Raw genomic sequence first — 23,139 nt, 5'->3', positions numbered from 1 at the left:
GGGGGCGAACCGTCAACGACGCTTACGCGCGTGTTGGCACCCGCCAAAACGCGTGAACCAGCCATTTCGCTCGATGGTTCGGGTCGAACGGGTCGCCCCGCTCGGTCCGGATACGGTTCAGCGGCCCGCAGGAAGGCCGAGCCTGCGGTAGCGCTGATGCCGTGCGCGCTCGAGATCGTGCAGGGGCAGGCCACGCAGACGGCTGAGCTCTTCGCCGATGGCGGCGACCATGCGGCGGGCGAAGTCGACGGGTTCGTCGGCGGCGTCGGGTCGCTCCGGAACGATGCGGTCGACGATGCCGTCGGCGAGCAGCGCGGGTGCGCTGATGCGTTGGGCGGCGGCGAGTTCCGGCGCGTGTTCGGTGTCGCGGAAGACGATCGCGCTGGCGCCTTCGGGTGGCAGCGGGGCCAGCCAGCCGTTCGTGGCGGCCAGAACGCGGTCGGCGGGCAGCAGCGCGAGCGCGCCGCCGCCGGTCCCCTGGCCGAGCAGCACCGAGACGGTCGGGGTGTCCAAAGTCACCAGATCACTGATGCAGCGGGCGATTTCGGGGGCCAGACCGCGCTCCTCGGCCTCCTTGGACAGCGCAGCGCCGACGGTGTCGATCACCAGCACCAGCGGCAACCGCAACTCCTCGGCCAACGCCATACTGCGCCGCGCCTCGCGCAACGCGGCCGGTCCCATCGTCTCGCCGAGGCGGCCGGTGCGGTCGTGCCCGAAGACCACGCAGGGCTGTCCGCGGAACCTGGCCAGCGCGTGCACCACGCTGCGATCGGTCTCGCCCTGACCGGTGCCGCTGAGCGGAACGCGTTGCGTGACGTGGCGCAGCAGATCGCGCAGGCCGGGGCGGTCGGGGCGGCGCGAGGCTAGCACCGATCGCCAGGCGGCGTCGGAGGTCGACGCGGACCGGGCGGGCTCCCCACTCGCGACCGCCGACTCGGCGCGGCGCGAGCCGCCGCGCGAACCCGCGGAGTCCGCCGGTTCGGCCGCCACCGGCCCGCCCGGGCGCGAATCCGCCGGGACATCGGCGGCTTCGACTCCCCGATCACGCGACGACGGAGCGGGTGTCGATGCGGCAGAGCTCGTGTCGTCCGCCCGCACTTCTCCGCTGAGCACGCTCAGCGCGCGATGGGCGATCCTGCGGAAGACGTGCACCGGCACCACGCCGTCGATGACGCCGCGGTGGTACAGGTTCTCCGCGACCTGCACGCCCTCCGGGAAGTCCTTGCCGTACAACGCCTTGTAGACGCGCGGACCGAGGAACCCGATCAGCGCGCCAGGCTGGGCGAAGGTCATGTGGCCGAGCGAACCCCACGACGCGAACACACCACCCATGGTGGGGTCGCGCAGGTACACGAGGTACGGGTGTCCGGCGGATTTGTGCGCGGCGACCGCGCCCGCGATCTTCACCATCTGCACGAAGGCGACGGTGCCCTCCTGCATGCGGGTGCCGCCGGAGGTCGGGGACGCGACGAGCGGAAGGCCGAGCTCGGTCGCCCGTTCGACGGCGGCGACGATGCGTTCGGCCGCCGCGACGCCGATCGAACCGGCGAGAAACCCGAACTCGCAGGCGATCACGGCCACCCGGCGACCGCGCAACAGTCCTTCACCGGTGAGCACCGACTCGTCGGTGCCCGCCGCGGCCGTCGCCTTGCGCAGATCCTCGCGGTAACGCGGGGACGCGGCCACCTCGAACGGTGGCCGATCCCAGCTGACGAACGACTCCGCGTCGAGCAGTTGCCCGAGCCACTCCCGCGCCGAAATCCGCATCGCGCGAGCATATCCGCACGGTCGGACGGCAGGAGTCACGGAAGTCGGTGACGAGACAGCCGCGGGCGCGCCGCGGCCGTCCCCGCGATCAGTAGCCCTGCATCACCTTGCGCAGGGCGTATTCGGTGAGCGAGACCAGCGCCTGCTTGGCGGGCTCGCGCCGTCGCGCGTCGATGGACAGGATCGGCACATCCGCGGGCACCGCGAGTGCCTGACGGATGTCCTCGATCGGATAACGCGGTGCGTCGTCGAATTCGTTGAGCGCCACCAGGAACGGCAGGTTGCGCGCCTCGAAGTAGTCGACGGCCGCGAAGCTGTCCTCCAGCCTGCGGGTGTCGACGAGAACCACGGCGCCGATGGCGCCGCGAATCAGGTCGTCCCACATGAACCAGAACCGGTACTGGCCCGGCGTACCGAACAGATACAGCACCAGATCGTCCGCGAGGCTGATCCGGCCGAAGTCCATGGCCACCGTGGTGGTGGACTTCATCGGAATGCCGGTCAGGTTATCGATTCCGGTACTGGCATTGGTCACCAATGCCTCGGTACGCAGCGGAACGATCTCCGAGACAGCACCGACCAACGTGGTCTTACCGACACCGAAGCCACCAGCGACCACGATCTTCGCCGAGGTGGGCTTGCTGGTGCGGGTATCGACCTGCGCCGTCGAATCAAATACGCCGGAGTCCACTGAGAACCCTTTCGATCAGCTCGCGACGTTCATCGTCGCTGGAATCGTCTTTCAAAGTCGCGGAAACGCGCACATGACCGGCCTCGATCAGGTCGGCAACGAGTACCCGTGCCACACCTATCGGAATTCCCAGTCGAGCCGCTACTTCGGCAACGGACGGCGATTCTCTGCACAACTCCACGATTGACGTTTCGATGTTGGTCAGTTCGAACTGCCGCTCCAGGGCGACCGGATGCGATGCGACGAGCGCCTCCAACGCCAACTCGACCGTGGGCCTGGTACGGCCCGCGGTCAACGAGTATGGGCGAACGAGGCTCGGCTCGGCGCTCCCCACGCGGTGATCTTCTATGTCCATCCCACCATCAGGAACCCATCGTGACGCGTGGCGTGGCCTGCACCGTCTGGCCAACACGCTCGACCAACAGAGCCATCTCGTATCCGACCTGTCCGATGTCGCAGGACGTGTTGGTCAGTACCGCGAGATACGAGCCGTCGCCCACCGCCATCAGCAGCAGGTATCCGTGCTCCATCTCGACGACCGACTGCAGCACCGTACCGCCCTCGAACAGGTTCGAGACGCCGACGGAGAGGCTGGCCAGGCCGGCGGTGACCGCCGAGAGCTGTTCAGCGCGGTCGACGGGCAGCTGGGCACTCGCGGCCATGAGTAGGCCGTCAGCCGAGACCAGGACGGCATGAGCTACGCCAGGAACCTCGTTGGCGAAGTTCGAAACCAGCCAATCCAGCTGACGGTTCGTACCACCTAGATCGGGGTTCATCGGTCTCCTTTGTCTCCGGTTAGGTTCATTTCTCTCATCGCACGGCCATCCCGGACGCCCTGCTGGTGACGGCTCAAGCTGGACCTGATCGATTCCGGATCTCGGCGCGGTGCCCGATCCGCGGAGCCGCTGACGGCGCCGGGGACCAGCCTCCCGCCCGGATTGCGTTGAGGCAAGCCCGCGGCGGTCTTTGTTTCGGCTTGCGCCTCGCTGGCCCGGCGTGCGGCCTGCCAACCCTCGTCGCCAGGCGACTCGAAGGAGGCCGCGACCTGGGACCGATCCGGGTTCGGATCGGCCAGCCATGCCGACATCATCTCGGCGAAGATCGGGCTGTCCATCGGCGATCCGGATTCGACCGCGGGCTGCAGGCGAGTCTGGAAGAAGGAGGCCGTCTTCGACGGGTTGGATTTGTAGCTGTGCTTGCCGGGGTCGCGGCCGCCCGTGGGCGTGCTCGACTCGGCTTCTTTCTTGTCCGCGCTGCTCGCGGCAGGCTGCACGGTCCGTTCCCGTTGCGGCAGGCCGACTCCCGGCGGGACCTCGCGCTGCGGCATCACCGTCGCGCCGGGATCGCGCTGCGGCAGACCACCTGGCGCGGCCGACGGACGCTGCGACAGACCGCTCGGCGCCTCGCGCTGCGGTAGGCCGGTCGACGCGGCAGGCCGCTGCGGCAGACCACCGGGCGCTTGCTCCCGGCGCGGAGCGCCGCTGGCGCCCGGTTCGCGCAGGGGCAGTCCGTTGCCGGTCTGCGGACGCTGCGACAGACGGTTCGCGGCGGGATCGCGCTGCGGCAGACCACCGGACGCGAAATCGCGCTGCGGCAGACCGCCCGAAGCGGACTCACGCTGCGGCAAACCACCCGCGGCCGAATCACGCTGCGGCAAACCACCCGACGCCGAATCACGCTGCGGCAGGCCGCCCGAAGCGGACTCACGCTGCGGCAAACCACCCGCGGCCGAATCACGCTGCGGCAAACCACCCGACGCCGAATCACGCTGCGACAGGCCACCGGAAGCGGACTCACGCTGCGACAGACCGGCGAACGGATCCCGCTGCGGCCGGCCCGTGGCCGAATCGCGTGCGGGCGCACCGTTGGCACCGGGCTCCCGCTGCGGTAGGCCGTTCGGCGCCGCGTCGCGCTGCGGCAGACCGTTCGAGGCGCTCTCGCGCTGCGACAGACCCGACGACGACTGACGCGGCGGCATCCCGTTGGCGCCGGGCTGGCGCTGCGGCAGACCACCCGCGGCCTGATCGCGTTGCGGCAGACCACCTGCGGCCTGATCACGCTGCGGCAGACCGCCCGATGCGGACTCACGCTGCGGCAGACCACCGGACGCGGCATCCCGCTGTGGCGGCTTGACGGGAGCCGAATCGCGCGGCGATAGGCCTGCGGCGGCATCCCGTGCGGGCGCACCGTTCGTGCCGGGCTGGCGCTGCGGCAGACCCGTCGTGCTCGGCTTCGGCACGCCGTTGGTACCCGGCTGACGCTGCGGGAGATCGCCGGAGTTCGACGCGTCGCGCTGCGGCAGCGACCCGTTGCCGGTGTTCGTGCCGGTGCCGGTCGGCGGGGTGGGCGGCCGCTGCGGGCCGCCTGGGCTCAGGCTGCGCTTGGGCAGGCTCGCCGCGGCCAGCTTGCCGCGCTGCGGGCCGCTCGACGCCTGGCCGGGCTGCGGCCGCAAGGTCGGGCTCGACTGCGCCGAGTCCTGGCGCAATCCGGTCGCCATCGCGTTGCCCGGCTGCCGCTGCGGAAGGCCGCCCTGGGCGTCTCCGCTCGGCTCGACGGGCTTGGCGACCGGAATCGGTCCGCTCACCCCGGGATCGACGGTGACCATCATGTTGCCGCCGGGCGTGCGGGTGATCGAACGCATCTGCATCGACGACGGCGACGACTGGCGCTGCGGCGCGGCGGGCGACGGCGTCGGCGTCACGGGCTGCGGGCCCGAGATCGGTCCGCCTGCGACGATCAGGCCAACCGGCACGTGCACGGTCACGGTCACGCCGGGATCGCGCGCGGTGTCGAAAGTCGGGCGCAGTCGCACGGTCAGGCCGTGGCGCTCGGCCAGGCGGCCGACCACGAAAAGACCCATGTGTCGCGCGGTGTCGGGACCCGGCTCGGCGGTCTGCTCGAGCTTCCTGTTGATCTCGGCCATCTCCGAGGGCGGCATACCGATGCCTCGGTCGGCGACCTCGATGAGCATGCCCTGGTCGTGCGCCTGCGCGAAGGTGAACTTCACGTCCGTCTCGGGCGGCGAGGCCCGCAGCGCGTTGTCAAGGAGCTCGGCGAACAGGTGCGCGAGGTCGGAGGCGGCCGGTTCCTTCAGCGAACCGCGCGGCGTAGCGCCGAGCTTGACTCGCTCGTAGTCCTCGACCTCGGAGATCGCGGCGCGCAGCACGTCGGCGATCTCGACGGGCGCGGACTTGGCGCGGCGCTGCTTGGTGCCCGCCAGAATCAGCAGGTTGTCACCGTTACGGCGCATACGGGCGGCGAGATGGTCCAGCCGGAAGAGGTTCTCCAACAGGCGGGGGTCCTTCTCGTCGTACTCCATCGCCTCGATGAGGCTGAGCTGGTGGTCGACCAGCGACTTGGAGCGTCTGGCCAGGGTCTCGAACATATCGTTCACCTGGCGACGCATCTGCGCCTGGTCGCTCGCGAGGCGAAGCGCCTGGCCGTGGATGTCGTCGACGGCGCGGGCCAGCTGGCCGATTTCCTCGGTGCTTCGCACCGGCATCGGCTCCAGCGGCACGTCCTCCGGCTTCGCGCCGTTACGCAGCTGGGCGACCTCGTGCGGCAGGTCGCTCTCGGCGACGCGCAGCGCGGCGAGGCGCAGACGGTGCAGCGGCACGATCATCGAGCGCGCGACGAACACCGCGAGCAGCAGCGCCGCGAGGATGGTCGCGATGACGATCGCGGTGTAGCTCCACGCGTCCCGGTTGGCCGTGGCGGCCAGCGAGTCCATCGCGCTGTCGATGTCCTTGGTCGCCTTGGCGACCACGAGTTCGTAGACGTCGACGCTGCCGGTCAGCGAGTTCTTCAGCTCACCGATCGGGATCTTGCCCGCCTGTGCCTCCGGGCTGTTCAGCAGCGAGACGCGGTTGTCGATGCCGGCGCGCAGGTCCGCGATCGAGGCGTCGCCGTCGGGGAAGCGGTGCGCGAGCACGTTGAGCAGCTGTCGCTCGGAGTTCGCCGCGATCAGGAAGGACTGGATGCCCGACTCGGTGCTGTGCAGCACGTCGTTGAACGCGGCCAGCTCGCTGACCAGGGTGGCTCGGGTGTTGAGCGAGTCGACCAGGCGCAGCTTCGCCGCGTCCAGCGCCGGGTCCGAGACCTGCGAGACCGTGCTCTCCACGATGCTCACGCTGTCGTTACGGATCCGGTCGATCCCGCCGAGCGCCTCCGCCGGGTCGGCGGCGGCCTTGCCCCTGGACAGGATGGCCTTGGCCTCGGTGATCATGTTCTGCAGCGCGGACTCGGCCTTCGGCTGACCGGACAGGTTGCCCACCGCGCTCTGCGCAGCACTGATCGCCTTGTCGAGGTCGCTGAGGTTCTGGTCGGTCACCACGCTCTGGCCTGGCAACAGCGAGACCATCTGCGAACCAGCGACCGTGGCCGCGTTCGCACTCAAGCCGGTGACGGCCGGGATCGCCTCGATGTTCTCGGCGACCCCTTCCAAGCGGTTCGCCTCGGTGAACTCCGAGGTAATCCTCGACACGCCGAGCCCCACCGCGACCGCCAGCGGCACGGCAAGAACCGCCGTAACCTTCCAGCGCAGGTCCCAATTGCCGAGCGCCCAGCGCTTCTTGCCGGACCTAGCGGCGTCACGCATCTCCCACTCACTTTCCAAACTGGCCCCATCCACGCGCCATCAGCGAACCTCCACAATCGCATGCTGGCTCGACGGATGGAGCTGGCCGAGAACTGCGGCTGGCCGAGAAATTGCGTCTACGACGGCCCAAATAAGTGACATCAGATTCTAACGGATCAATAACAGCTTGGGTGACATCGAGTGTAGCTACGGGCCTTGACCTGCCCGTTCCAGGCAAAACCAGAGGTCGCGGCACCCACCCGGGCGTCGCGTGAAGTCTGCCACAATCATGCAGATCTATCGAGGCGGGCATCGAGGCAAGCTAGGGAGTCACGGGTTTGAGCACAGCATCACAGGGTGATTCGGTGGGGGGCGGTGACCGGGGACACGCGAAGCGCGACTACCGACCGGTCTATCAGACCAGCCTTGTCGATCCCGCCGAGTTCTGGGCCGAGGCGGCCGAAGCGATCGACTGGGAGGTGCCCCCCGGCCAGATCGTCGACCCCACCGCCCGCCCCGTGGCCAGGTGGTTTCCCGATGCGAGCCTCAATACCTCCTTCAATGCCCTCGACCGCCATGTGCGCGGTGGCACCGCGGACGAGGGAGGTCTGGCCGATCAGCCCGCCCTAATATACGACTCCGCTATGACCGGTGCCAAGGTCGTTTTCAGCTACGCCGAACTGCTCGCCGAGGTGGCCACCTTCGCGGGCGCGATGACAAGGCTCGGCGTCCGCAAGGGCGATCGCGTGGTCATCTACCTGCCGATGATCCCGGAAGCCGTGATCGCGATGCTCGCCTGCGCGCGGATCGGCGCGGTGCACTCGGTGGTGTTCGGCGGCTTCGCCGCGCCGGAGCTCGCCGCGCGCATCGATGACGCCCAGCCTGTGCTCATCATCACCGCCTCCGGCGGCCTCGAGCCGAACCGCAAGATCGAATACCCGCCGATCGTGCTGGAGGCGCTCGACATCGCGAAGACGACCGCGCCGCGGCACGTGATCGTCAAACAGCGCCCCGAGCAGTTCACCCCGATCACCTTCGCCGCGCCGCAGGAGGCCACCGAGTCGCTGCCGAGCTCGGCGGCGACCGTCGCGGCGCAATGGCTGGACTGGGAAGACGCCGTGCGCGACGCGGAGCCCGCCGATCCGGTGCCGGTCGCGGCCACCGATCCGCTCTACATCCTGTACACCTCGGGCACCACCGGGAAGCCGAAGGGCGTGGTGCGCGACAACGGCGGGCACGCGGTCGCGCTGGCCTGGTCGATGCGCAACATCTACGACGTCGGCCCCGGCCAGGTGATGTGGGCCGCATCCGACGTCGGCTGGGTGGTCGGCCACTCCTACATCGTCTACGCCCCGCTGCTCGTCGGCGCGACAACGCTGCTCTACGAGGGCAAGCCGATCGGCACCCCCGACGCGGGCGCCTACTGGCGCGTCATCTCCGAGTACGGCGTGCGCGTGCTGTTCACCGCGCCGACCGCGCTGCGCGCCATCCGCAAGGCCGACGGGACGGCCAAGCTGGCACGCAACTACGACCTGTCCTCGCTGCGCGCGCTGTTCTGCGCGGGCGAGCGGCTCGACCCGGCCACCTTCGAGTGGGCCACCGAGATCCTGCTCGCCGACCGGCCCGACTGCCCGGTCGTCGACCACTGGTGGCAGACCGAGACCGGCTGGCCGATCTGCGCCAACCTGCTCGGCCTACAGGAACTGCCGATCAAACCGGGCTCGGCCTCGGTTCCGGTGCCCGGCTACCGCCTTCGGGTGCTGGACGCCGAGGGCAACCCCGTCCCCGTCGGCACCGAGGGCAACATCGTGATCGGCCTGCCCATGCCGCCCGGCACGCTGACCGGGCTCTGGCAGGACGAGCCGCGGTTCAGCCGGTCCTACATGTCGGCCTTCCCCGGGCACTACCTGACCGGCGACTCCGGCTACTTCGACGAGGACGGCTACCTCTACGTCCTCGGCCGCAGCGACGACGTGATCAACATGGCCGGGCACCGGCTGTCCGCTGGCAGCATCGAAGCCGCCATCTCCGGGCACGAGGCGGTGGCCGAGTGCGCGGTGATCGGCCTGCCCGACGAGCTCAAGGGTCAGCGCCCGATCGCCTACGTGGTGCTCAAGGAGGGCGTCGAGGTCGATCCGGCCCGGTTGCGCGAGGAACTGGTCGAGCGGGTGCGCCAGCAGATCGGCGCGATCGCCACGCTGCACGACGCGGTGATCGTGGCCGGGCTGCCGAAAACCAGGTCGGGCAAGATCCTGCGCAAGACCATCAGGCAGATCACGGCGGGCGATCCCTACGACATGCCCTCCACCATCGAGGACCCTGCCGTGCTCGCGGCGCTCGAGGATCAGATCATCACCACCCGGGCCGACGAGGAAGCGAACGCGGCGTCGGACAACGGCGACGCGAACGTGCCGGACTCCGATCCCGTCGCGCCGTCCTGACGTTAACCCCCGCGGCCAGGCCCTCAGAACTTTCTCAGGGATCGTTCACACGCGTGCCAGCGCTTCGCAATAGCGTCGGATGCGCTTTCGCTCTATCCCTCGAAGAACTGGAGGCATCCCCGATGAACTCTTTCCGTCGCCGCACCGGTCTCGCCGCACTGGCCGCGGGCGGCATGGCCACGGTGGCCGTGCTGCTCTCCCCGGCCGTCGCGTCGGCAGACCCGACGGAACTCGTCGGTCCGCTGCTGAACTCGGACTGCACCTTCGCCCAGGTCGACGCCGCCCTGCACGACCGGGCGCCGCAGCTGGCCGCGATGCTCGACGCGAACCCGACCCAGAAGGCGGAATTGCAGCGCCGTTTCGACCAGCCGGTCGAGCAGCGCCGCGCCGAGTTCCAGCGCCTGCTCGCCGAGAACCCGGAGGCCGCGCGCGAGGCGGAGAACGATCCGCGCGCCGCCGGACTGCGCCAGACGATCGAGGCCGTAGCGGCGACCTGCCACAACTACTGATCGACTCCTGACCGACGACCGCACCCGCGAACGGCAGAATGAACGACGTGACCCCCTCGACGCCGACCGTCCTCGTTGTCGACGACGACGAGGACGTGCTCGCCTCTGTCGAACGCGGGCTGCGGCTGTCCGGCTTCCGGGTGCTGGTCGCCCGGGACGGCGCCGCGGCGCTGCGCAGCGTCGGCGAGCACGCTCCCGACGCCATCGTGCTGGACATGAACATGCCGGTGCTGGACGGCGCCGGTGTGGTGACCGCGCTGCGCGCCATGGGCAACGAAGTGCCGATCTGCGTGCTCAGCGCCCGCGCCTCGGTGGACGACCGGATCTCCGGCCTGGAATCCGGCGCCGACGACTACCTGGTGAAACCGTTCGTGCTCGCCGAACTGGTCGCCCGTATCCGCGCGCTGCTGCGCCGCCGCACCGACGCACCCGCGCCTGCCACGCCCGGCGCGATCACCGTCGGACCGCTCGAGGTCGACGTCGCCGGTTATCGCGCGCTGCTGCACGGTACCGAGATCGAGCTCACCAAGCGGGAATTCGAGCTGCTTTCCACGCTGGCGCGCAACGCGGGCGTTGTGCTGAGCCGGGAACGTCTGCTGGAACTGGTGTGGGGCTACGACTTCGCCGCCGACACCAACGTGGTGGACGTCTTCGTCGGCTACCTGCGCCGCAAGCTGGAGGTCGGCGACACCCCGCGCCTGCTGCACACCATCCGCGGTGTGGGTTTCGTGCTGCGAGCGCCGAAATGAATCCGAACGTACCGTGAAAACGCGTGGGCGCAGGACCTTTTCGCTGCGCACCCGGGTGGCGGGTGCGGCAGCGGCAGGCGCCGTCATCATCGTGACCGTGCTCAGCGCGATCACGGTGCAGGCGATCGAGCGCAACAATCTGCAACAGAGCGATCAGCAGCTCTCGGTCGCGTCTCGCCTCGTCCTGCTCGACCCGGTGATCGCGGTGGGCGTGCTCGGGTTGACCGGGCTCAACGACGACATGGCGATCACGGTGCGCGACAGCGGGTCCGTGGTGGCGAGCAGCCCGGTCCAGCTCCCTGATCTGTCCACCGGATCGCGCACGGTGACGGTGGGCGGCGTCCCGTACCGCGTGCTCACGACGACGGAGAACCAACCGCCGGATCGCACTGTCTCTCTTGGCATTCCGGCCGACGAAGCGGCGCGCGCGACCGCCGAGCAGCAGCGCTGGGTGATGGGCGGCGCGCTGCTCGCGGTGGCCGCGGCGGGCGCCCTCGGCTGGTTGCTCGCGGGCCGCGCGGTGCGTCCCATCGTCAACCTGACCCATCAGGTCGGCACGCGCAGCGCGTTCCCCGACCCCGACAATCCGCATCCCCCGGTCGACGGCAAGGGCATGCGCGAGGCCGAGAAACTCGCCGACGCGGTGAATCGCATGTTGCAGCGGGTCGACCAGGCGCAGGAGGAGACCGCGGCCGCGCTGGAGACCGCGCGCGATTTCGCCGCCGTCTCCGCGCACGAACTGCGCACCCCGCTCACCGCCATGCGCACCGACCTGGAGGTGTTGCGCACCCTCGACCTCGACGAGGCGCAGCGCGCCGAGATCCTCGCCGATCTGCAACGCAGCCAGGGCCGGGTGGAGACCACGCTCGCCGCGCTGGAACGGCTCGCCACCGGCGATCTCACCAACGAACGCGACCACGTGGACACCGATGTCGGCGACCTGTGCGACCAGGCCGCGCACGACGCCATGCGCCACTTCCCCGGACTGGCCGTCCGCATCGAGACGGACGTGGAACTGGTGACCCGCGGTCTGCCCGCGGGTCTGCGCCTCGCGGTGGACAACGCGCTGGCGAACTCGGTGAAGCACGGCGGGGCCACCGAGGCGGTGGTCTCGGCGCACCGAACGCCGCAGGGGCACATCGTGATCGCGGTCGACGACAACGGGCGCGGCATCCCGGTCGACGAGCGTGCCGCGGTCTTCGACCGGTTCTATCGCGGTAGTCAGGCGAGCAAGGGCGGCTCGGGTCTCGGCCTCGCCTTGGTTGCCCAGCAAGCCCAATTGCACGGCGGGCGAGCCTACTTCGAGGACAGCCCACTGGGTGGCGCGCGGTTGGTTCTGGAACTTCCCGAGCGGCACCGTGTCGGCGATCAATTGCCATCGAACGGGTCGAAAGCCCGCTGAGTTCCGCGCCATTGCTGGGCGGCGCAACGAAATCTTCCGCGCCCTTACCGAATTCTCACAGAAACGCCAATGGGGCCGTTAGTCACGGTCTTTAGGGTCGGTGATCGTGATCGGACATCGCGCCCGCTGGGCGCTCCTCGCCATCGGGATCGTCACCGCGGGAGCGATCGGTGGTGGTGTCACCGCCTGCGCGGGCTCGGGATCGGCGCCGTCGGGAATCGCCCTTGTCAACACCGACACCGGACCGACGGGCGCGCGCATCGTGCAGGCGCTAGAGCAGGACGGCGCGGGCTACGAGTGGACGATGGCGAAGCCGGGCGAGGCGAACACCGACGACTACGCGGCCGTGATCACGCTGCCTGCCGACCTCACCGAATCCATGGGCACGCTGGCCGGTCCGGTGCCGCAGCGCGCCATCGTGACCGTCGCCGCCAACGACGACGCCGACGGCGACCTGGTCAACGGGGCGATCCAGGCGGTGACGCACCGCATCGGCGCGACCGGGGTCGACGCGGCGCTGGCCGCCGTCGCCCAGGCCCGCAGCCAGCTCACCGGGGTGCAGTTCACCGCGCAGCTGCTCGGCGCGGGCGTGAACGCCGCGGCCTCGGGCGCGGACCAGTTCAGCGCGGGCGCCGACCAGCTGCTCGGCTTCCTGGATTTCGCGAAACAGGGCTCCGCCCAGCTGACTTCGGCCATCGCCATGCTCAACGAGACCGTCGACGGCGCGGCCGTGCAGGCGAATCAGCTTGCCGAGGCGCTGGATTCGACCGGCATCACGATCGCGCAGGTGCAGCAGACCGCGGGCACCGTCAGGTCCGGCCTCGATCAGATCCTGCCGCTACTGCGCGCGCTGCCCTTCGCCAACGATCCGGCGCTGGCCGACATCATCGGCAAACTCGAAGCGCTGCGCGCCGTTTCGGGCCAGGCGGGCACCCAGCTGGACGGCCTCGACCTGCTGGTCGGCGGCGCCGTCGACCCGAACACCGATCTCGGTGCCCTGCTGCGCACCGTCGTCGGCCGCCTGCAATCCGCGAGCGCTCAGCTGAACGAAGGCGCCAAGCTCGCCGAAGGACTCCCCCAGCTCGCCGAACAAGGCGGCGCGCAACTGGTCGACGCGATCGGCCAGCTCACCGGCGGTGTCACCCAGCTCCAGCAGATCGTGACCAACCTCAACACCCAGACCGCCAAGGCCATGGACGCACTCCCCGTCCGCAGCACCACCCAGCAGTCCGCGATCGCCCTCGCCCTCACCGACCCGGTGGAGATCGTCCGCGAATGAGCCGCCGACCGAACGACTGTGGCCCGCACTCCGGGGAGTGCGGGCCACGATCGGTAGTCAGCTGATCAGTTCGCGTTCAGCAGGTCGATCACGAAGACCAGGGTCTTGCCGGAGAGCGGATGGCCGGAACCGGCCGGGCCGTAGGCGAGCTCCGGCGGGATGGTGAGCTGGCGGCGGCCGCCGACCTTCATACCGGGGATGCCGTCCTGCCAGCCCTGGATCAGGCCGCGCAGCGGGAAGCTGATGGATTCGCCACGGTTCCACGACGAGTCGAATTCCTCGCCGTTGTCGAATCGGACTCCGACGTAGTGCACCTCGACGGTGCCACCGGGCACGGCTTCCTTGCCCTCGCCCACGGTGATGTCCTTGATCACGAGCTCGGTGGGCGCGGGGCCCGCTTGGAATTCGACAACCGGCTTGGTCATTCGGCTATCCCCTTCGATAGGTGGGTTGGATGGTCAGCGGTTGGTGATCTCGCGGTAGTCGCGCGCGCCGTAACCGGTGTAGATCTGGCGCGGGCGACCGATCTTCAGCGGCTCGCTGTGCATTTCGCGCCAGTGCGCGATCCAGCCGGGCAGCCGGCCCATCGCGAACAGCACGGTGAACATGCGGGTCGGGAAGCCCATGGCCTTGTAGATGACGCCGGTGTAGAAGTCGACGTTCGGGTACAGGCGACGGGAGATGAAGTAGTCGTCGGTGAGTGCGGCCTCTTCGAGCGCCTGGGCGATGTCGAAGAGCTCGTCGTCGCCGCCGAGCTTGCGCAGGATCGCGTCGGCGTGCTTCTTGGCGATGGAGGCGCGCGGGTCGTAGTTGCGGTAGACGCGGTGCCCGAAGCCCATGAGCTTCACACCGTCTTCCTTGTCCTTGACCTTGCGGATGAACTCCTTGACATCGCCGCCCTGAGCCTTGATGTCGTCGAGCATCTCCAGCACGGCCTGGTTGGCGCCGCCGTGCAGCGGGCCCCACAGCGCGTTGATGCCGCCGGAGACCGAGGTGAACAGGTTGGCGTCCGAGGAGCCGACCAGGCGCACCGTGGAGGTGGAACAGTTCTGCTCGTGGTCGGCGTGCAGGATCAGCAGCATGTCCAGCGCGGCGGCCACTTCGGGGTCGACCTCGTAGGGCTCGGCAGGGAAGCCGAAGGTCATCCGCAGGAAGTTCTCCACCAGGCTCAGCGAGTTGTCCGGGTAGAGGAACGGCTGGCCGACCGACTTCTTGTAGGAGTAGGCCGCGATAGTGGGCAGCTTGGCGAGCAGCCGGATGGTGGACAGCTCGACCTGCTCGGGGTCGCGCGGGTCGAGCGAGTCCTGGTAGTAGGCCGACAGCGCGTTCACCGCGGAGGAGAGCACCGGCATCGGGTGCGCGTTGCGCGGGAAGCCGTCGAAGAAGCGCTTCAGATCCTCGTGCAGCAGGGTGTGGCGGCGGATCCGGTCGGTGAACTCGTCGAGCTGGGCCTGGGTCGGCAGCTCGCCGTAGATGAGCAGGTAGCTGACCTCGATGAAGGTCGAGGACGCGGCAAGCTGGTCGATCGGGTAGCCGCGGTAGCGCAGGATGCCCGCTTCGCCATCGATGTAGGTGATCGCCGACTTGGTCGGGGCGGTGTTCATGAATCCGGGGTCGTACGTGACGTACCCGGTGCTGGCCAGCATTTTGCCGAGGTCGACACCGTCGTTGCCTTCGGAGGCTTCGGTGATCGTCATGGCGTATTCGCCACCCGGGTAGCTCAGCACCGGTTTGGCGTCGTTGATGTCGTTCTCGGGCACGGAAGGATCCCTCTCAGGCTAGGACCGTCGGCATCGAAGTGCGGTCGGCACGGCGGTGCGATTACCTAGACGCTAGTCGCTGTCCACGCGGCCCGGCCACGAGGGTGCCCACCTGACGACCTCACAAACGCCGTGTCGTCACGTGAGGTTTCGGCGGTCAGGCGGGCAGCGATTCGGTGTGCGCGCGGGCGACCCGGTAGCGAACGAAAGCCGGGAAGGCCAAGGCGGCCAGCAGGACCCCGATCACCACGAGCACTCCGCCGCCCGCGGCGGCCACGGCGGTACCCAAGCTCGCCGCGGCAAAACCGTGGGCAACATCACCGATCCGCGGGCCGCCCGCGACCACCACGATGAACACGCCTTGCAGCCTGCCGCGCATCTCGTCGGTGGCGACGGTCAGCAACATCGTGGTGCGCAGCGCCGCGGAGACCATGTCGACGGCGCCGCCGAAGGCCAGGAACGCCACCGCGATCCACAGCCAGACGCCGAGCCCGAACAGGTGCCCGGCCAAGCCGACCGCGAGTCCGAAGCCGACCATCGCGATGCCCCACAGCGCGATGCAGACGACGACGGCGAGCCCCTGGCGGCGGATGCGCGGAATCCAGCCGGAGAACACGCCGCCGAGCACCGCGCCCGCCGACATGGCCGCGAACAGCAGGCCGAGCGCGACGCCGCCGCTGGCCGGGTCGCCGAAGGTCTCGTGCGCGATCTGCGGGAACAGCGCACGCGGCATGCCGAACACCATCGCGATGACGTCGACGAGGAACGAGGCGAGCAGGATGCGCTGGGTGGCCAGGTAGGCGAAACCGTCCAGGACCGTGCGGAATCCGGCCCGGCGCGCGTCGCCGGTCGGCGGGAACGCGGGCAGCCGCCAGACCGCCCACAGCGTGACGAGCAGTGCGATGGCGTCGACGAGATACAGCGTGGACAGCCCGATCAGCGGGATGAGCGCACCGGCGAGCACCGGTCCCGCGATGGCGCCGACCTGCTGCACGGTCATGCTCAGCGAACTCGCGGCGGCGAGTTGCTCGGGCGGCAGGATGCGGGCGATGGCCGCGCCGCGGGTCGGCTGGTTCACCGCGAAGAACGCCTGTTGCAGCGCGAACAGGATCAGCACCACCCAGACGTTGTCGAGGCCTGCCGCGGCCTGCGCCCAGAACAGCACGGCGGTAAGGCCGGTGCCCGCGGTGGTGATCACCATCAGCTTGCGCCGGTCCATGACGTCGGCGAGCGCGCCGCCCCACAGCCCGAACACGATCAGCGGTATCAGGCCGAAAAGCCCGGCGAGGCCGACATATCCGGAGCTGCCGGTGATCTGGAAGATCTGCTGCGGCACCGCGACCACCGAGAGCTGGGCCCCGACGACGGTGACGATGTTGGTCGTCCACAGCCTGCGGAAGTCGGGGTTGCGCAGCGGGGTGGTGTCGGCGAGCAGCTTCACCGGCCGGACGTTAGCGAGTTCTCGATGACCGCGACGACGCGAGATTCGTCACATGATCATCTTTATCAGGGTTGCAGCCGGTCGACGCGCATGCGTCCCTCGGCGATCCGCACCCGGATCCGGTTGTGCAGCCGACCCCTTCGGCCCTGCCAGAACTCCACCTCGTCGGGACGCAGCAGATAGCCGCCCCAGTGTGGAGGCACCGGGATCTCGTCGACGTCGGCGAAGCGCGCGGTGGTCTCGGCCAGCGCGCGGTCCAGCTCGGCACGCGAGCCGATCGGGCGGGACTGCTGCGAGGCCCAGGCGCCTAGCTGGGAATCGCGCGGACGGGAGCGCCAGTACAGCTCGGTCTGCTCGACGGAGGACTTCTCGACCGGTCCGCGCACGTGCACCTGCCTGCCGAGCGCGGGCCACAGGAAGGTCGCCGCGGCGAACGGGACCGCGGCGAGTTGCGCGCCCTTGGCGGAGTCGTAATTCGTGTAAAAAGTCACACCCTCCGGTGAGAGTCCTTTACACAGCACCGTTCTGGCGACCGGCCGCGGCGTGCCGTCGACCAGCGACACCGTGGCGAGGACCATCGCGTTGGGTTCGGCGATGCCGACCGCGGTGGCCTGCTCGATCCAGTGCCGCAGCAGCGGCTCCCAGCCCCCGGCCAGCCAGTTCTCGTCCAGGTCGACGTCCTCGCCGGAGCCGAACGGCGCGCCGCCGTACTCCACCCGCATCGCGGACAGGTCGGTGTTCACCGGGAGCTCGATCGCGTCGCCGCCCACCTCCGGCGGGAACAGGGCTGGATTCGACGCTGAATTGTCCAGGTCACGCATGGGCCAGACGTTACTCCGCGGTAGCAGGGAGCTAAGGTTTTGGTGATCGGCATGTGCTCGGCGGAGCTGTACCCCTCGGCAGTGTTGTCTCGAGCGACCTGCGAGCAGTCGCTAGCGACGAGAACTCATGCGACCCGAAGTGCAAGGAGAGTCACAACATGACTACCAGCCCCGCTGTTCCCGGTGGCCAGGCCACCGTACCGAGCGATTTCGTCAGCGGCCTCGAGGGCGTGGTGGCCTTCACCACCGATATCGCCGAACCGGACAAGGACGGCGGCGCGCTGCGCTACCGCGGCGTCGACATCGAGGACCTGGTCGCCGGCCGGGTGACCTTCGGTGACGTGTGGGCGCTGCTGGTCGACGGTGAGTTCGGCCGCGGTCTGCCGCCCGCCGAGCCGTTCCCGCTGCCGGTGCACACCGGCGACGTGCGCGTCGACGTGCAGGCCGGCCTTGCCATGCTCGCGCCGATCTGGGGCTACCAGCCGCTGCTCGACATCGACGACGAGGAAGCCCGCGAGAATCTGGCCCGCGCCTCGGTGATGGCGCTGTCCTACGTCGCGCAGTCGGCGCGCGGCATCTACCAGCCCGCGGTGCCGCAGAAGAAGATCGACGAGTGCACCACGGTCACCGAGCGCTTCATGACCCGCTGGAAGGGTGACCCGGACCCGCGGCACACCGAGGCCATCGACGCCTACTGGGTCTCCGCCGCCGAGCACGGCATGAACGCCTCCACCTTCACCGCCCGCGTCATCGCGTCCACCGGCGCCGACGTGGCGGCCTCGCTGTCCGGCGCGATCGGCGCGATGTCCGGCCCGCTGCACGGCGGCGCACCGGCCCGCGTGCTGCCGATGATCGAAGAGGTCGAGAAGACGGGCGACGCCCGCGCGCTGGTCAAGGGCATCCTGGACCGCAAGGAGAAGCTGATGGGCTTCGGCCACCGGGTGTACCGGGCCGAGGACCCGCGCGCCCGCGTGCTGCGCGCCACCGCCAAGCGCCTCGGCGCGCCGCGCTACGAGGTGGCGGCCGCGCTGGAGCAGGCCGCGCTCGCCGAGCTGCGTGAGCGTCGCCCCGACCGCGCCATCGAGACCAACGTGGAGTTCTGGGCCGCGGTGATCCTCGACTTCGCCGAGGTCCCCGCGCACATGATGCCCGCCATGTTCACCTGCGGCCGGACCGCCGGTTGGTGTGCGCACATCCTGGAGCAGAAGCAGCTCGGCAAGCTGGTGCGCCCGGCCGCCATCTACACCGGCCCCGCCGCGCGCAAGCCGGAAGAGGTCGCGGGCTGGTCGGCCATCGCCCACCTCTGAGTCGGTAACCGCACACGAGCCGGACGCCCGGCGGGTTCCTTTGCCCGTCAACGCTTCCGGCTCGTGTCGTATCCGGCCGTCGTCGGTGCGGGTTTCATCCACCGGATGAGCCGCTCGAGCGCCGGTCTACTCCTCGCCGAGCGAGGCGGCCCAGTCCACCGCCACCGACTCGCCGTGATCGACGGTGAAGAACGCCACCTCGAGATGCTGACCGAGATCGACGAGGCCGATCGCGGCCAACGGCACCGGCTGGACCAGGCGGACCCGCCACGGCTTCGTTTCGTCCCATGCGCGCAGCTCGAGATCGAGGCGAAGCACCGGATCGTCGTGTCCCGCGTAGTCGGCCGCCACCGGAGCCGCGGCGAGCACGGTGGCGTCGGCCCTGCGGCCGTCGGCGAGGATCTTGGCGATGCTCACCCGCGTCGCCTCGTCCGGGTCGGGAATGTAGAGCACCAGCCGGTCGCGGTCCCCCGGATCGACACGACAGGCGACGACGTCGCCGGGCTGCATCCACTCCAGGTCTTCCTCGCGCGTCCGCTGCCGAACCCGGGTCTCGTACGGGATCGCACCGTCGATCTGCACCCGGACCCAGAAGACGTGACCGGGCTCGCGCCGCGGCTGTGGTCCCGGGCCGCCGAACGGCCGGGCGAACGACGGCGACGAGATCTTGCGCCCGAGGATGGTCGCCGACCCCGCCGTGCCGTGGATCAGCAATTCGCGCCGCGCCGCGCCCGACAGCGCGCCCGCCCGCAGGCCGAAATTCCGTGATCGCCGTGCCCGTAACCGCCACCCCGAGTTAGCCGACGCCATGCCCATGGCGGGAAAGGGTAGCCGCACTGTGTCGTACGCCACAGCAATACGCCGTCACTATGAGTAATTGATCACACCTCGACCCATTTCCCGGACGTGACGGCCATCGGGCACCCACCCGCACGAACCGAGCAGGTCGGACACGCTTTACCCTATTGGCCATGACCACTGCGTTCCCGACCATTCCCGACGACCTCAAGCCCGCCGACGGACGGTTCGGCTGCGGCCCCTCCAAGGTGCGCCCGGAGCAGCTCGAGTCCCTGGTAAAGGTGGGGGCCTCGGTGTTCGGAACCTCGCACCGGCAGAAGCCGGTGAAGGACGTGGTCGCGCGCGTGCGCAACGGCCTGCGCGAGCTCTTCGGCCTGCCCGACGGCTACGAGGTCGTCCTCGGCAACGGCGGCACCACCGCGTTCTGGGACGCCGCCGCGTTCGGCCTGATCCGCGAGCGCTCGCTGCACCTGACCAACGGCGAGTTCTCCAGCAAGTTCGCCGCTGTCGCCAAGGGCAACCCGTTCATCGGCGACCCGATCGTCGTCTCGTCCGAGCCGGGCAGCGCGCCCGAGCCGGTGGCCGACCCGTCGGCCGACCTGATCGGCTGGGCGCACAACGAAACCTCCACGGGTGTGGCCATTCCGGTGCAGCGTCCGGCCGGTTCGGAGCACGCGCTGATCGCGATCGACGCCACCTCCGGCGCGGGCGGCCTCCCGGTGAACATCACCGACGCCGACGTCTACTACTTCGCTCCGCAGAAGTGCTTCGCCGCCGACGGCGGCCTGTGGGTCGCGCTGATGAGCCCCGCTGCGCTGGAGCGGGTCGAGGAGATCAAGGGCAGCGGCCGCTGGACCCCCGAGTTCCTCTCGCTGCCGGTCGCCATCGACAACAGCACCAAGGACCAGACCTACAACACCCCGGCGCTCGGCACCCTCCTGCTGTTCGCCAACCAGATCGAGTGGCTGAACGGCAACGGCGGCCTGGACTGGGCGGTCAAGCGGACGCTGGATTCCTCCTCGCGGCTGTACTCGTGGGCCGAGTCGAGCGAATACGCCACCCCGTACGTCACCGACCCGGCGCACCGCTCGCAGGTCGTCGGCACCATCGACTTCGCCGACTCGGTGGACGCCGCGCAGGTCGCGAAGGTCCTGCGGGCCAACGGAATCGTCGACACCGAGCCCTACCGCAAGCTGGGCCGTAACCAGCTGCGCGTCGGCATGTTCCCGGCGATCGATCCGGACGACGTGAGTCAGCTCACCCGAAGCATCGACTGGGTCGTCGAAAAGCTGTCCTGAGCGAATTCCGCGATGCCCGTGGTCTGTTCGAGACCACGGGCATCGTGCTCGAAACGCACAGATTAGCCTTTATCGTGTGGGGGCGGCAGATTTTCGTGCCGCGTGTCTTGCCTCGAGATCATCGAATGTGCACTACTGTTTCGGAAAGTGGGCGGTGTCGCGAGCCGACGCGATAAGGAGGTAACGGTGCGTGAACTTCGAGTGATCGGGGTGACGCCCGACTCCACGCACATCGTGTGCATCGACACCGAGTCCGGCCAGAAGTTCCGGCTGCCCGCAGACGACAAGCTACGAGCCGCCGCGCGCGGAGACCTTGCCCGATTCGGCCAGATCGAGATCGAAATGGAAGCGTCTATGCGTCCCCGCGATATCCAGGCCCGTATCCGTGCCGGAGCCTCCGTCGAACAGGTCACCGAAGAATCCGGCATGCCAGCGAGCCGGGTCGAGCGTTTCGCGTATCCCGTGCTGCTGGAACGCGCCCGCGCCGCCGAGCTCGCCCAGAAGGCGCACCCGGTGCGCCCCGACGGCCCCGCCGTGGAAACCCTGATCGATATCGTCACCGCCGCGTTCACCGAGCGCGGGCACACGCTCGAGAACGCCGAGTGGGATGCGTGGAAAGACGAGAAGGGCTTCTGGGTCGCCCAGTTGCAGTGGCAGAACGGCCGTTCCGAGATCGCCGCGCACTGGCGCTACCAGCCCGACGCGCACGGCGGTTCGGTCTCCCCGCTCGACGATCCCGCCGCGGATCTGATCGACCCCGATTTCGGCCGCGCGCTGCGCGGACTGGCGACCGTCTTGCCGCCGCAGCCCGAGCTGGAGGCGCCCGCGCCTGCCGAGCCGGTGGCCGAGCCGCGCAAGGAAACTCCCGCCGCTTCCACCGCGCGCCCCGCGACGGCCCGGCAGCCGCAGCCGACGCTGGACGAGTACTTCGAGCAGAAGGCCGTGGCCGCGGGCGGTAGCGCGGCGGCGATTCCGGCCGCGAGCACCACCGCCGCGACACCGGCGGCGAGCACGAACACCGCACCCGCGGCGAGCGCCAAGACCGCTCCCGCGGCGAGCACGAACGCCACCCCGGCGGCGAGCGCTCCCACCACCGGCGCGCCGGCCGCCGCCGCGAACACCTCGGCCCCCGCCGCGAACACCGCGCCCGCCGAGGAGAACACCAAGCCCGGCAGCGGCAAGTCCGCGCCCGCCAAGCCGAACCGCACCAAGCGCGGTAAGGCGCCCATGCCGTCCTGGGAGGACGTGCTGCTCGGCGTGCGCAGCTCGGGTCACTGACCAGAAGCGCCGCGTTTTCGGCGCACTCGGAAGTTTGCTGGACCGCCAGTCCAAGTTGCTGGATCGTAGTTTCCACCCCGAAATCTCGAGTGCGCCCCGAAATTCTCTTCGCGCTGGCGTGTTCCGTTGCCGAAGGTGCGTCGCGGGTCGTCCGAGGCGAGTAGATTTTCTCGGTGTGTCGAAGCCGACGTGCGCCGTCGTTCGACACGGACGGTAGCTGGAAGTTCGCGGAGTAATTTCGTGCGACCATCGGGAGGTGCCGGAAATGCTGTCCAAAGCCTCGTCTCTCTGGTATGTCGACGCCCCCGACCCGTTGGCGGTTCTGCGCGCCGACCACGACCCGGAGCCCGAGGCCGCGCTGGCGCTCGCCAAACAGCTCTACGGCGACCACGACGTGGTACCGAAGATGGTCGGCACGCTCGGCGGCTGCGCGGGCCCGGACACCGACGAGGTGTACATCGGCTGCTATCCCGGTGTCACAGTGCTGTGTTCGGCACAGGCCGCGCTCCCAAGGCCGACGCGATTGCCGGAGCTGCTTGTGCGCCCGCTCGCCTCCGACCACACCTATCTGATCTCCTTCGACACTGTCATCGGCTGGGGCGCGTTCGCGCACTGGGAGCGCGGGGAATTCCGCCGCGCGTTCAGTTCGACAAGGGTGAACATCCTGGAGGACGAGGGACTTCCGCTGGTCTGGGAGCGGCCGTACTGGGCGGGCGAGCATCCCGTTCGCTGGCATGCCGGGGAATTGCCGGACCCGCAGACACTGCCCTTCGACCCGCCCGATTTCGCCGACGCCGCCAACAACGAATGGCTGGGCTTCCACTACCGTGCTCCCTCGCCGCAGGGCGCGCTGGCACCCGGTGATGTCGCGGTGTGCGGATTCACGCTGTACCCGAAAGGCCAGGCGCCGAGTCATTCGACGTTGGTAGGTCCGGAAGTCATCGAGCCGACGATCAAGCCGAGGCGTGGTCTGCTCGGTTGGCTGCGCGGTGGAGACCGCGTCGGCTGAGGCGGCTCGGTTC

The 23,139-nt window shown here is 69.4% G+C and carries 19 protein-coding genes; 9 read left to right on the top strand and 10 right to left on the bottom strand.

The window, feature by feature from the left end; translation table 11 throughout:
* Positions 1-117: 117 nt before the first annotated feature.
* From CRP45_RS22380 to CRP45_RS22360, 5 genes are all read right to left on the bottom strand, one after another.
* Positions 118-1,767 (bottom strand): acetyl-coenzyme A carboxylase carboxyl transferase subunits beta/alpha, encoded by a 1,650-nt coding sequence (locus CRP45_RS22380; RefSeq protein WP_097246786.1) that lies wholly within the window; start codon positions 1,765-1,767, stop codon positions 118-120.
* A gap of 88 nt (positions 1,768-1,855) precedes the next feature.
* A complete protein-coding gene (locus CRP45_RS22375) occupies positions 1,856-2,458 on the bottom strand; it encodes a GTP-binding protein (protein WP_174414979.1) in 603 nt (200 codons plus the stop codon).
* Positions 2,439-2,813, bottom strand: coding sequence for a DUF742 domain-containing protein (locus tag CRP45_RS22370; protein WP_067785475.1), 375 nt, complete (start codon positions 2,811-2,813; stop codon positions 2,439-2,441). Before CRP45_RS22370 ends, CRP45_RS22375 begins: the two co-directional genes overlap by 20 nt.
* Positions 2,814-2,820: 7 nt before the next feature.
* Positions 2,821-3,234, bottom strand: a complete 414-nt coding sequence (locus CRP45_RS22365) for a roadblock/LC7 domain-containing protein (protein ID WP_011207200.1) — start codon at positions 3,232-3,234, stop codon at positions 2,821-2,823.
* Positions 3,231-7,055: a sensor histidine kinase gene (locus tag CRP45_RS22360; RefSeq protein WP_097246784.1), complete on the bottom strand. Its 3,825-nt coding sequence runs from the start codon at positions 7,053-7,055 to the stop codon at positions 3,231-3,233. The genes CRP45_RS22365 and CRP45_RS22360 overlap by 4 nt, the downstream gene beginning before the upstream one ends.
* Before the next feature lie 344 nt (positions 7,056-7,399).
* Between CRP45_RS22360 and CRP45_RS22355 the strand changes: the two genes are divergently transcribed.
* From CRP45_RS22355 to CRP45_RS22335, 5 genes are all read left to right on the top strand, one after another.
* A complete protein-coding gene (locus tag CRP45_RS22355) occupies positions 7,400-9,475 on the top strand; it encodes an AMP-binding protein (RefSeq protein WP_097246783.1) in 2,076 nt (691 codons plus the stop codon).
* A 122-nt stretch (positions 9,476-9,597) separates the two neighbouring features.
* Entirely contained in the window at positions 9,598-9,984 is a 387-nt protein-coding gene (locus CRP45_RS22350) for a hemophore-related protein (protein WP_067785520.1), read from the top strand.
* A gap of 38 nt (positions 9,985-10,022) precedes the next feature.
* Positions 10,023-10,733, top strand: a complete 711-nt coding sequence (locus CRP45_RS22345; protein ID WP_067785523.1) for a response regulator transcription factor — start codon at positions 10,023-10,025, stop codon at positions 10,731-10,733.
* Between the two features lie 13 nt (positions 10,734-10,746).
* Positions 10,747-12,135 (top strand): sensor histidine kinase, encoded by a 1,389-nt coding sequence (locus CRP45_RS22340; protein ID WP_245910336.1) that lies wholly within the window; start codon positions 10,747-10,749, stop codon positions 12,133-12,135.
* Between the two features lie 106 nt (positions 12,136-12,241).
* A complete protein-coding gene (locus CRP45_RS22335; RefSeq protein ID WP_097247174.1) occupies positions 12,242-13,414 on the top strand; it encodes a YhgE/Pip domain-containing protein in 1,173 nt (390 codons plus the stop codon).
* A 65-nt stretch (positions 13,415-13,479) separates the two neighbouring features.
* Here the strand turns inward: CRP45_RS22335 and CRP45_RS22330 are convergent, their stop codons facing one another.
* The 4 genes from CRP45_RS22330 to pdxH all read right to left on the bottom strand — a co-directional run bounded on the left by CRP45_RS22330 (position 13,480) and on the right by pdxH (position 17,436).
* Entirely contained in the window at positions 13,480-13,839 is a 360-nt protein-coding gene (locus tag CRP45_RS22330; RefSeq protein ID WP_097246780.1) for an FKBP-type peptidyl-prolyl cis-trans isomerase, read from the bottom strand.
* Positions 13,840-13,872: 33 nt separating this feature from the next.
* Positions 13,873-15,174 carry a citrate synthase gene (locus tag CRP45_RS22325; RefSeq protein ID WP_084482962.1) on the bottom strand — a complete coding sequence of 434 codons (1,302 nt, stop codon included), beginning with the start codon at positions 15,172-15,174 and terminating at the stop codon, positions 13,873-13,875.
* A gap of 157 nt (positions 15,175-15,331) precedes the next feature.
* Positions 15,332-16,615 carry an MFS transporter gene (locus tag CRP45_RS22320; protein ID WP_097246778.1) on the bottom strand — a complete coding sequence of 428 codons (1,284 nt, stop codon included), beginning with the start codon at positions 16,613-16,615 and terminating at the stop codon, positions 15,332-15,334.
* A gap of 65 nt (positions 16,616-16,680) precedes the next feature.
* Positions 16,681-17,436, bottom strand: a complete 756-nt coding sequence (gene pdxH, locus CRP45_RS22315) for a pyridoxamine 5'-phosphate oxidase (RefSeq protein WP_425436956.1) — start codon at positions 17,434-17,436, stop codon at positions 16,681-16,683.
* Positions 17,437-17,594: 158 nt separating this feature from the next.
* On the opposite strand from pdxH, the gene CRP45_RS22310 reads away from it, so the two are divergent.
* Positions 17,595-18,743: a citrate synthase 2 gene (locus CRP45_RS22310; RefSeq protein WP_067785535.1), complete on the top strand. Its 1,149-nt coding sequence runs from the start codon at positions 17,595-17,597 to the stop codon at positions 18,741-18,743.
* 126 nt (positions 18,744-18,869) lie between these two features.
* On the opposite strand, the gene CRP45_RS22305 is transcribed toward CRP45_RS22310, so the two are convergent.
* Entirely contained in the window at positions 18,870-19,595 is a 726-nt protein-coding gene (locus CRP45_RS22305) for a hypothetical protein (protein ID WP_245910334.1), read from the bottom strand.
* 119 nt (positions 19,596-19,714) lie between these two features.
* Between CRP45_RS22305 and serC the strand changes: the two genes are divergently transcribed.
* The 3 genes from serC (at position 19,715) to CRP45_RS22290 (ending at position 23,126) form a co-directional block, all read left to right on the top strand.
* The gene (serC, locus tag CRP45_RS22300) at positions 19,715-20,839 is read left to right on the top strand and encodes a phosphoserine transaminase (protein WP_067785542.1); all 1,125 of its coding nucleotides are present in this window, start codon (positions 19,715-19,717) and stop codon (positions 20,837-20,839) included.
* A 186-nt stretch (positions 20,840-21,025) separates the two neighbouring features.
* The gene (gene sepH / locus CRP45_RS22295) at positions 21,026-22,117 is read left to right on the top strand and encodes a septation protein SepH (protein ID WP_097247172.1); all 1,092 of its coding nucleotides are present in this window, start codon (positions 21,026-21,028) and stop codon (positions 22,115-22,117) included.
* Between the two features lie 265 nt (positions 22,118-22,382).
* A complete protein-coding gene (locus CRP45_RS22290; RefSeq protein ID WP_097246776.1) occupies positions 22,383-23,126 on the top strand; it encodes a DUF6928 family protein in 744 nt (247 codons plus the stop codon).
* Positions 23,127-23,139: the final 13 nt, after the last annotated feature.

The sequence above is a fragment of the Nocardia amikacinitolerans genome (assembly GCF_900215415.1).
Lineage (GTDB): Bacteria > Actinomycetota > Actinomycetes > Mycobacteriales > Mycobacteriaceae > Nocardia > Nocardia amikacinitolerans.
This window is presented reverse-complemented; position numbering and strand designations above follow the sequence as displayed.

What these genes read in the sequence shown, in the direction of transcription:
- CRP45_RS22380 (WP_097246786.1), bottom strand. Translation starts at nt 1,767, where the DNA reads ATGCGGATTTCGGCGCGGGAGTGGCTCGGGCAACTGCTCGACGCGGAG.
- CRP45_RS22370 (WP_067785475.1), bottom strand. Translation starts at nt 2,813, where the DNA reads ATGGACATAGAAGATCACCGCGTGGGGAGCGCCGAGCCGAGCCTCGTT.
- CRP45_RS22365 (WP_011207200.1), bottom strand. Translation starts at nt 3,234, where the DNA reads ATGAACCCCGATCTAGGTGGTACGAACCGTCAGCTGGATTGGCTGGTT.
- CRP45_RS22360 (WP_097246784.1), bottom strand. Translation starts at nt 7,055, where the DNA reads ATGCGTGACGCCGCTAGGTCCGGCAAGAAGCGCTGGGCGCTCGGCAAT.
- CRP45_RS22350 (WP_067785520.1), top strand. Translation starts at nt 9,598, where the DNA reads ATGAACTCTTTCCGTCGCCGCACCGGTCTCGCCGCACTGGCCGCGGGC.
- CRP45_RS22345 (WP_067785523.1), top strand. Translation starts at nt 10,023, where the DNA reads ATGAACGACGTGACCCCCTCGACGCCGACCGTCCTCGTTGTCGACGAC.
- CRP45_RS22330 (WP_097246780.1), bottom strand. Translation starts at nt 13,839, where the DNA reads ATGACCAAGCCGGTTGTCGAATTCCAAGCGGGCCCCGCGCCCACCGAG.
- pdxH (WP_425436956.1), bottom strand. Translation starts at nt 17,436, where the DNA reads ATGCGTGACCTGGACAATTCAGCGTCGAATCCAGCCCTGTTCCCGCCG.
- CRP45_RS22310 (WP_067785535.1), top strand. Translation starts at nt 17,595, where the DNA reads ATGACTACCAGCCCCGCTGTTCCCGGTGGCCAGGCCACCGTACCGAGC.
- serC (WP_067785542.1), top strand. Translation starts at nt 19,715, where the DNA reads ATGACCACTGCGTTCCCGACCATTCCCGACGACCTCAAGCCCGCCGAC.
- CRP45_RS22290 (WP_097246776.1), top strand. Translation starts at nt 22,383, where the DNA reads ATGCTGTCCAAAGCCTCGTCTCTCTGGTATGTCGACGCCCCCGACCCG.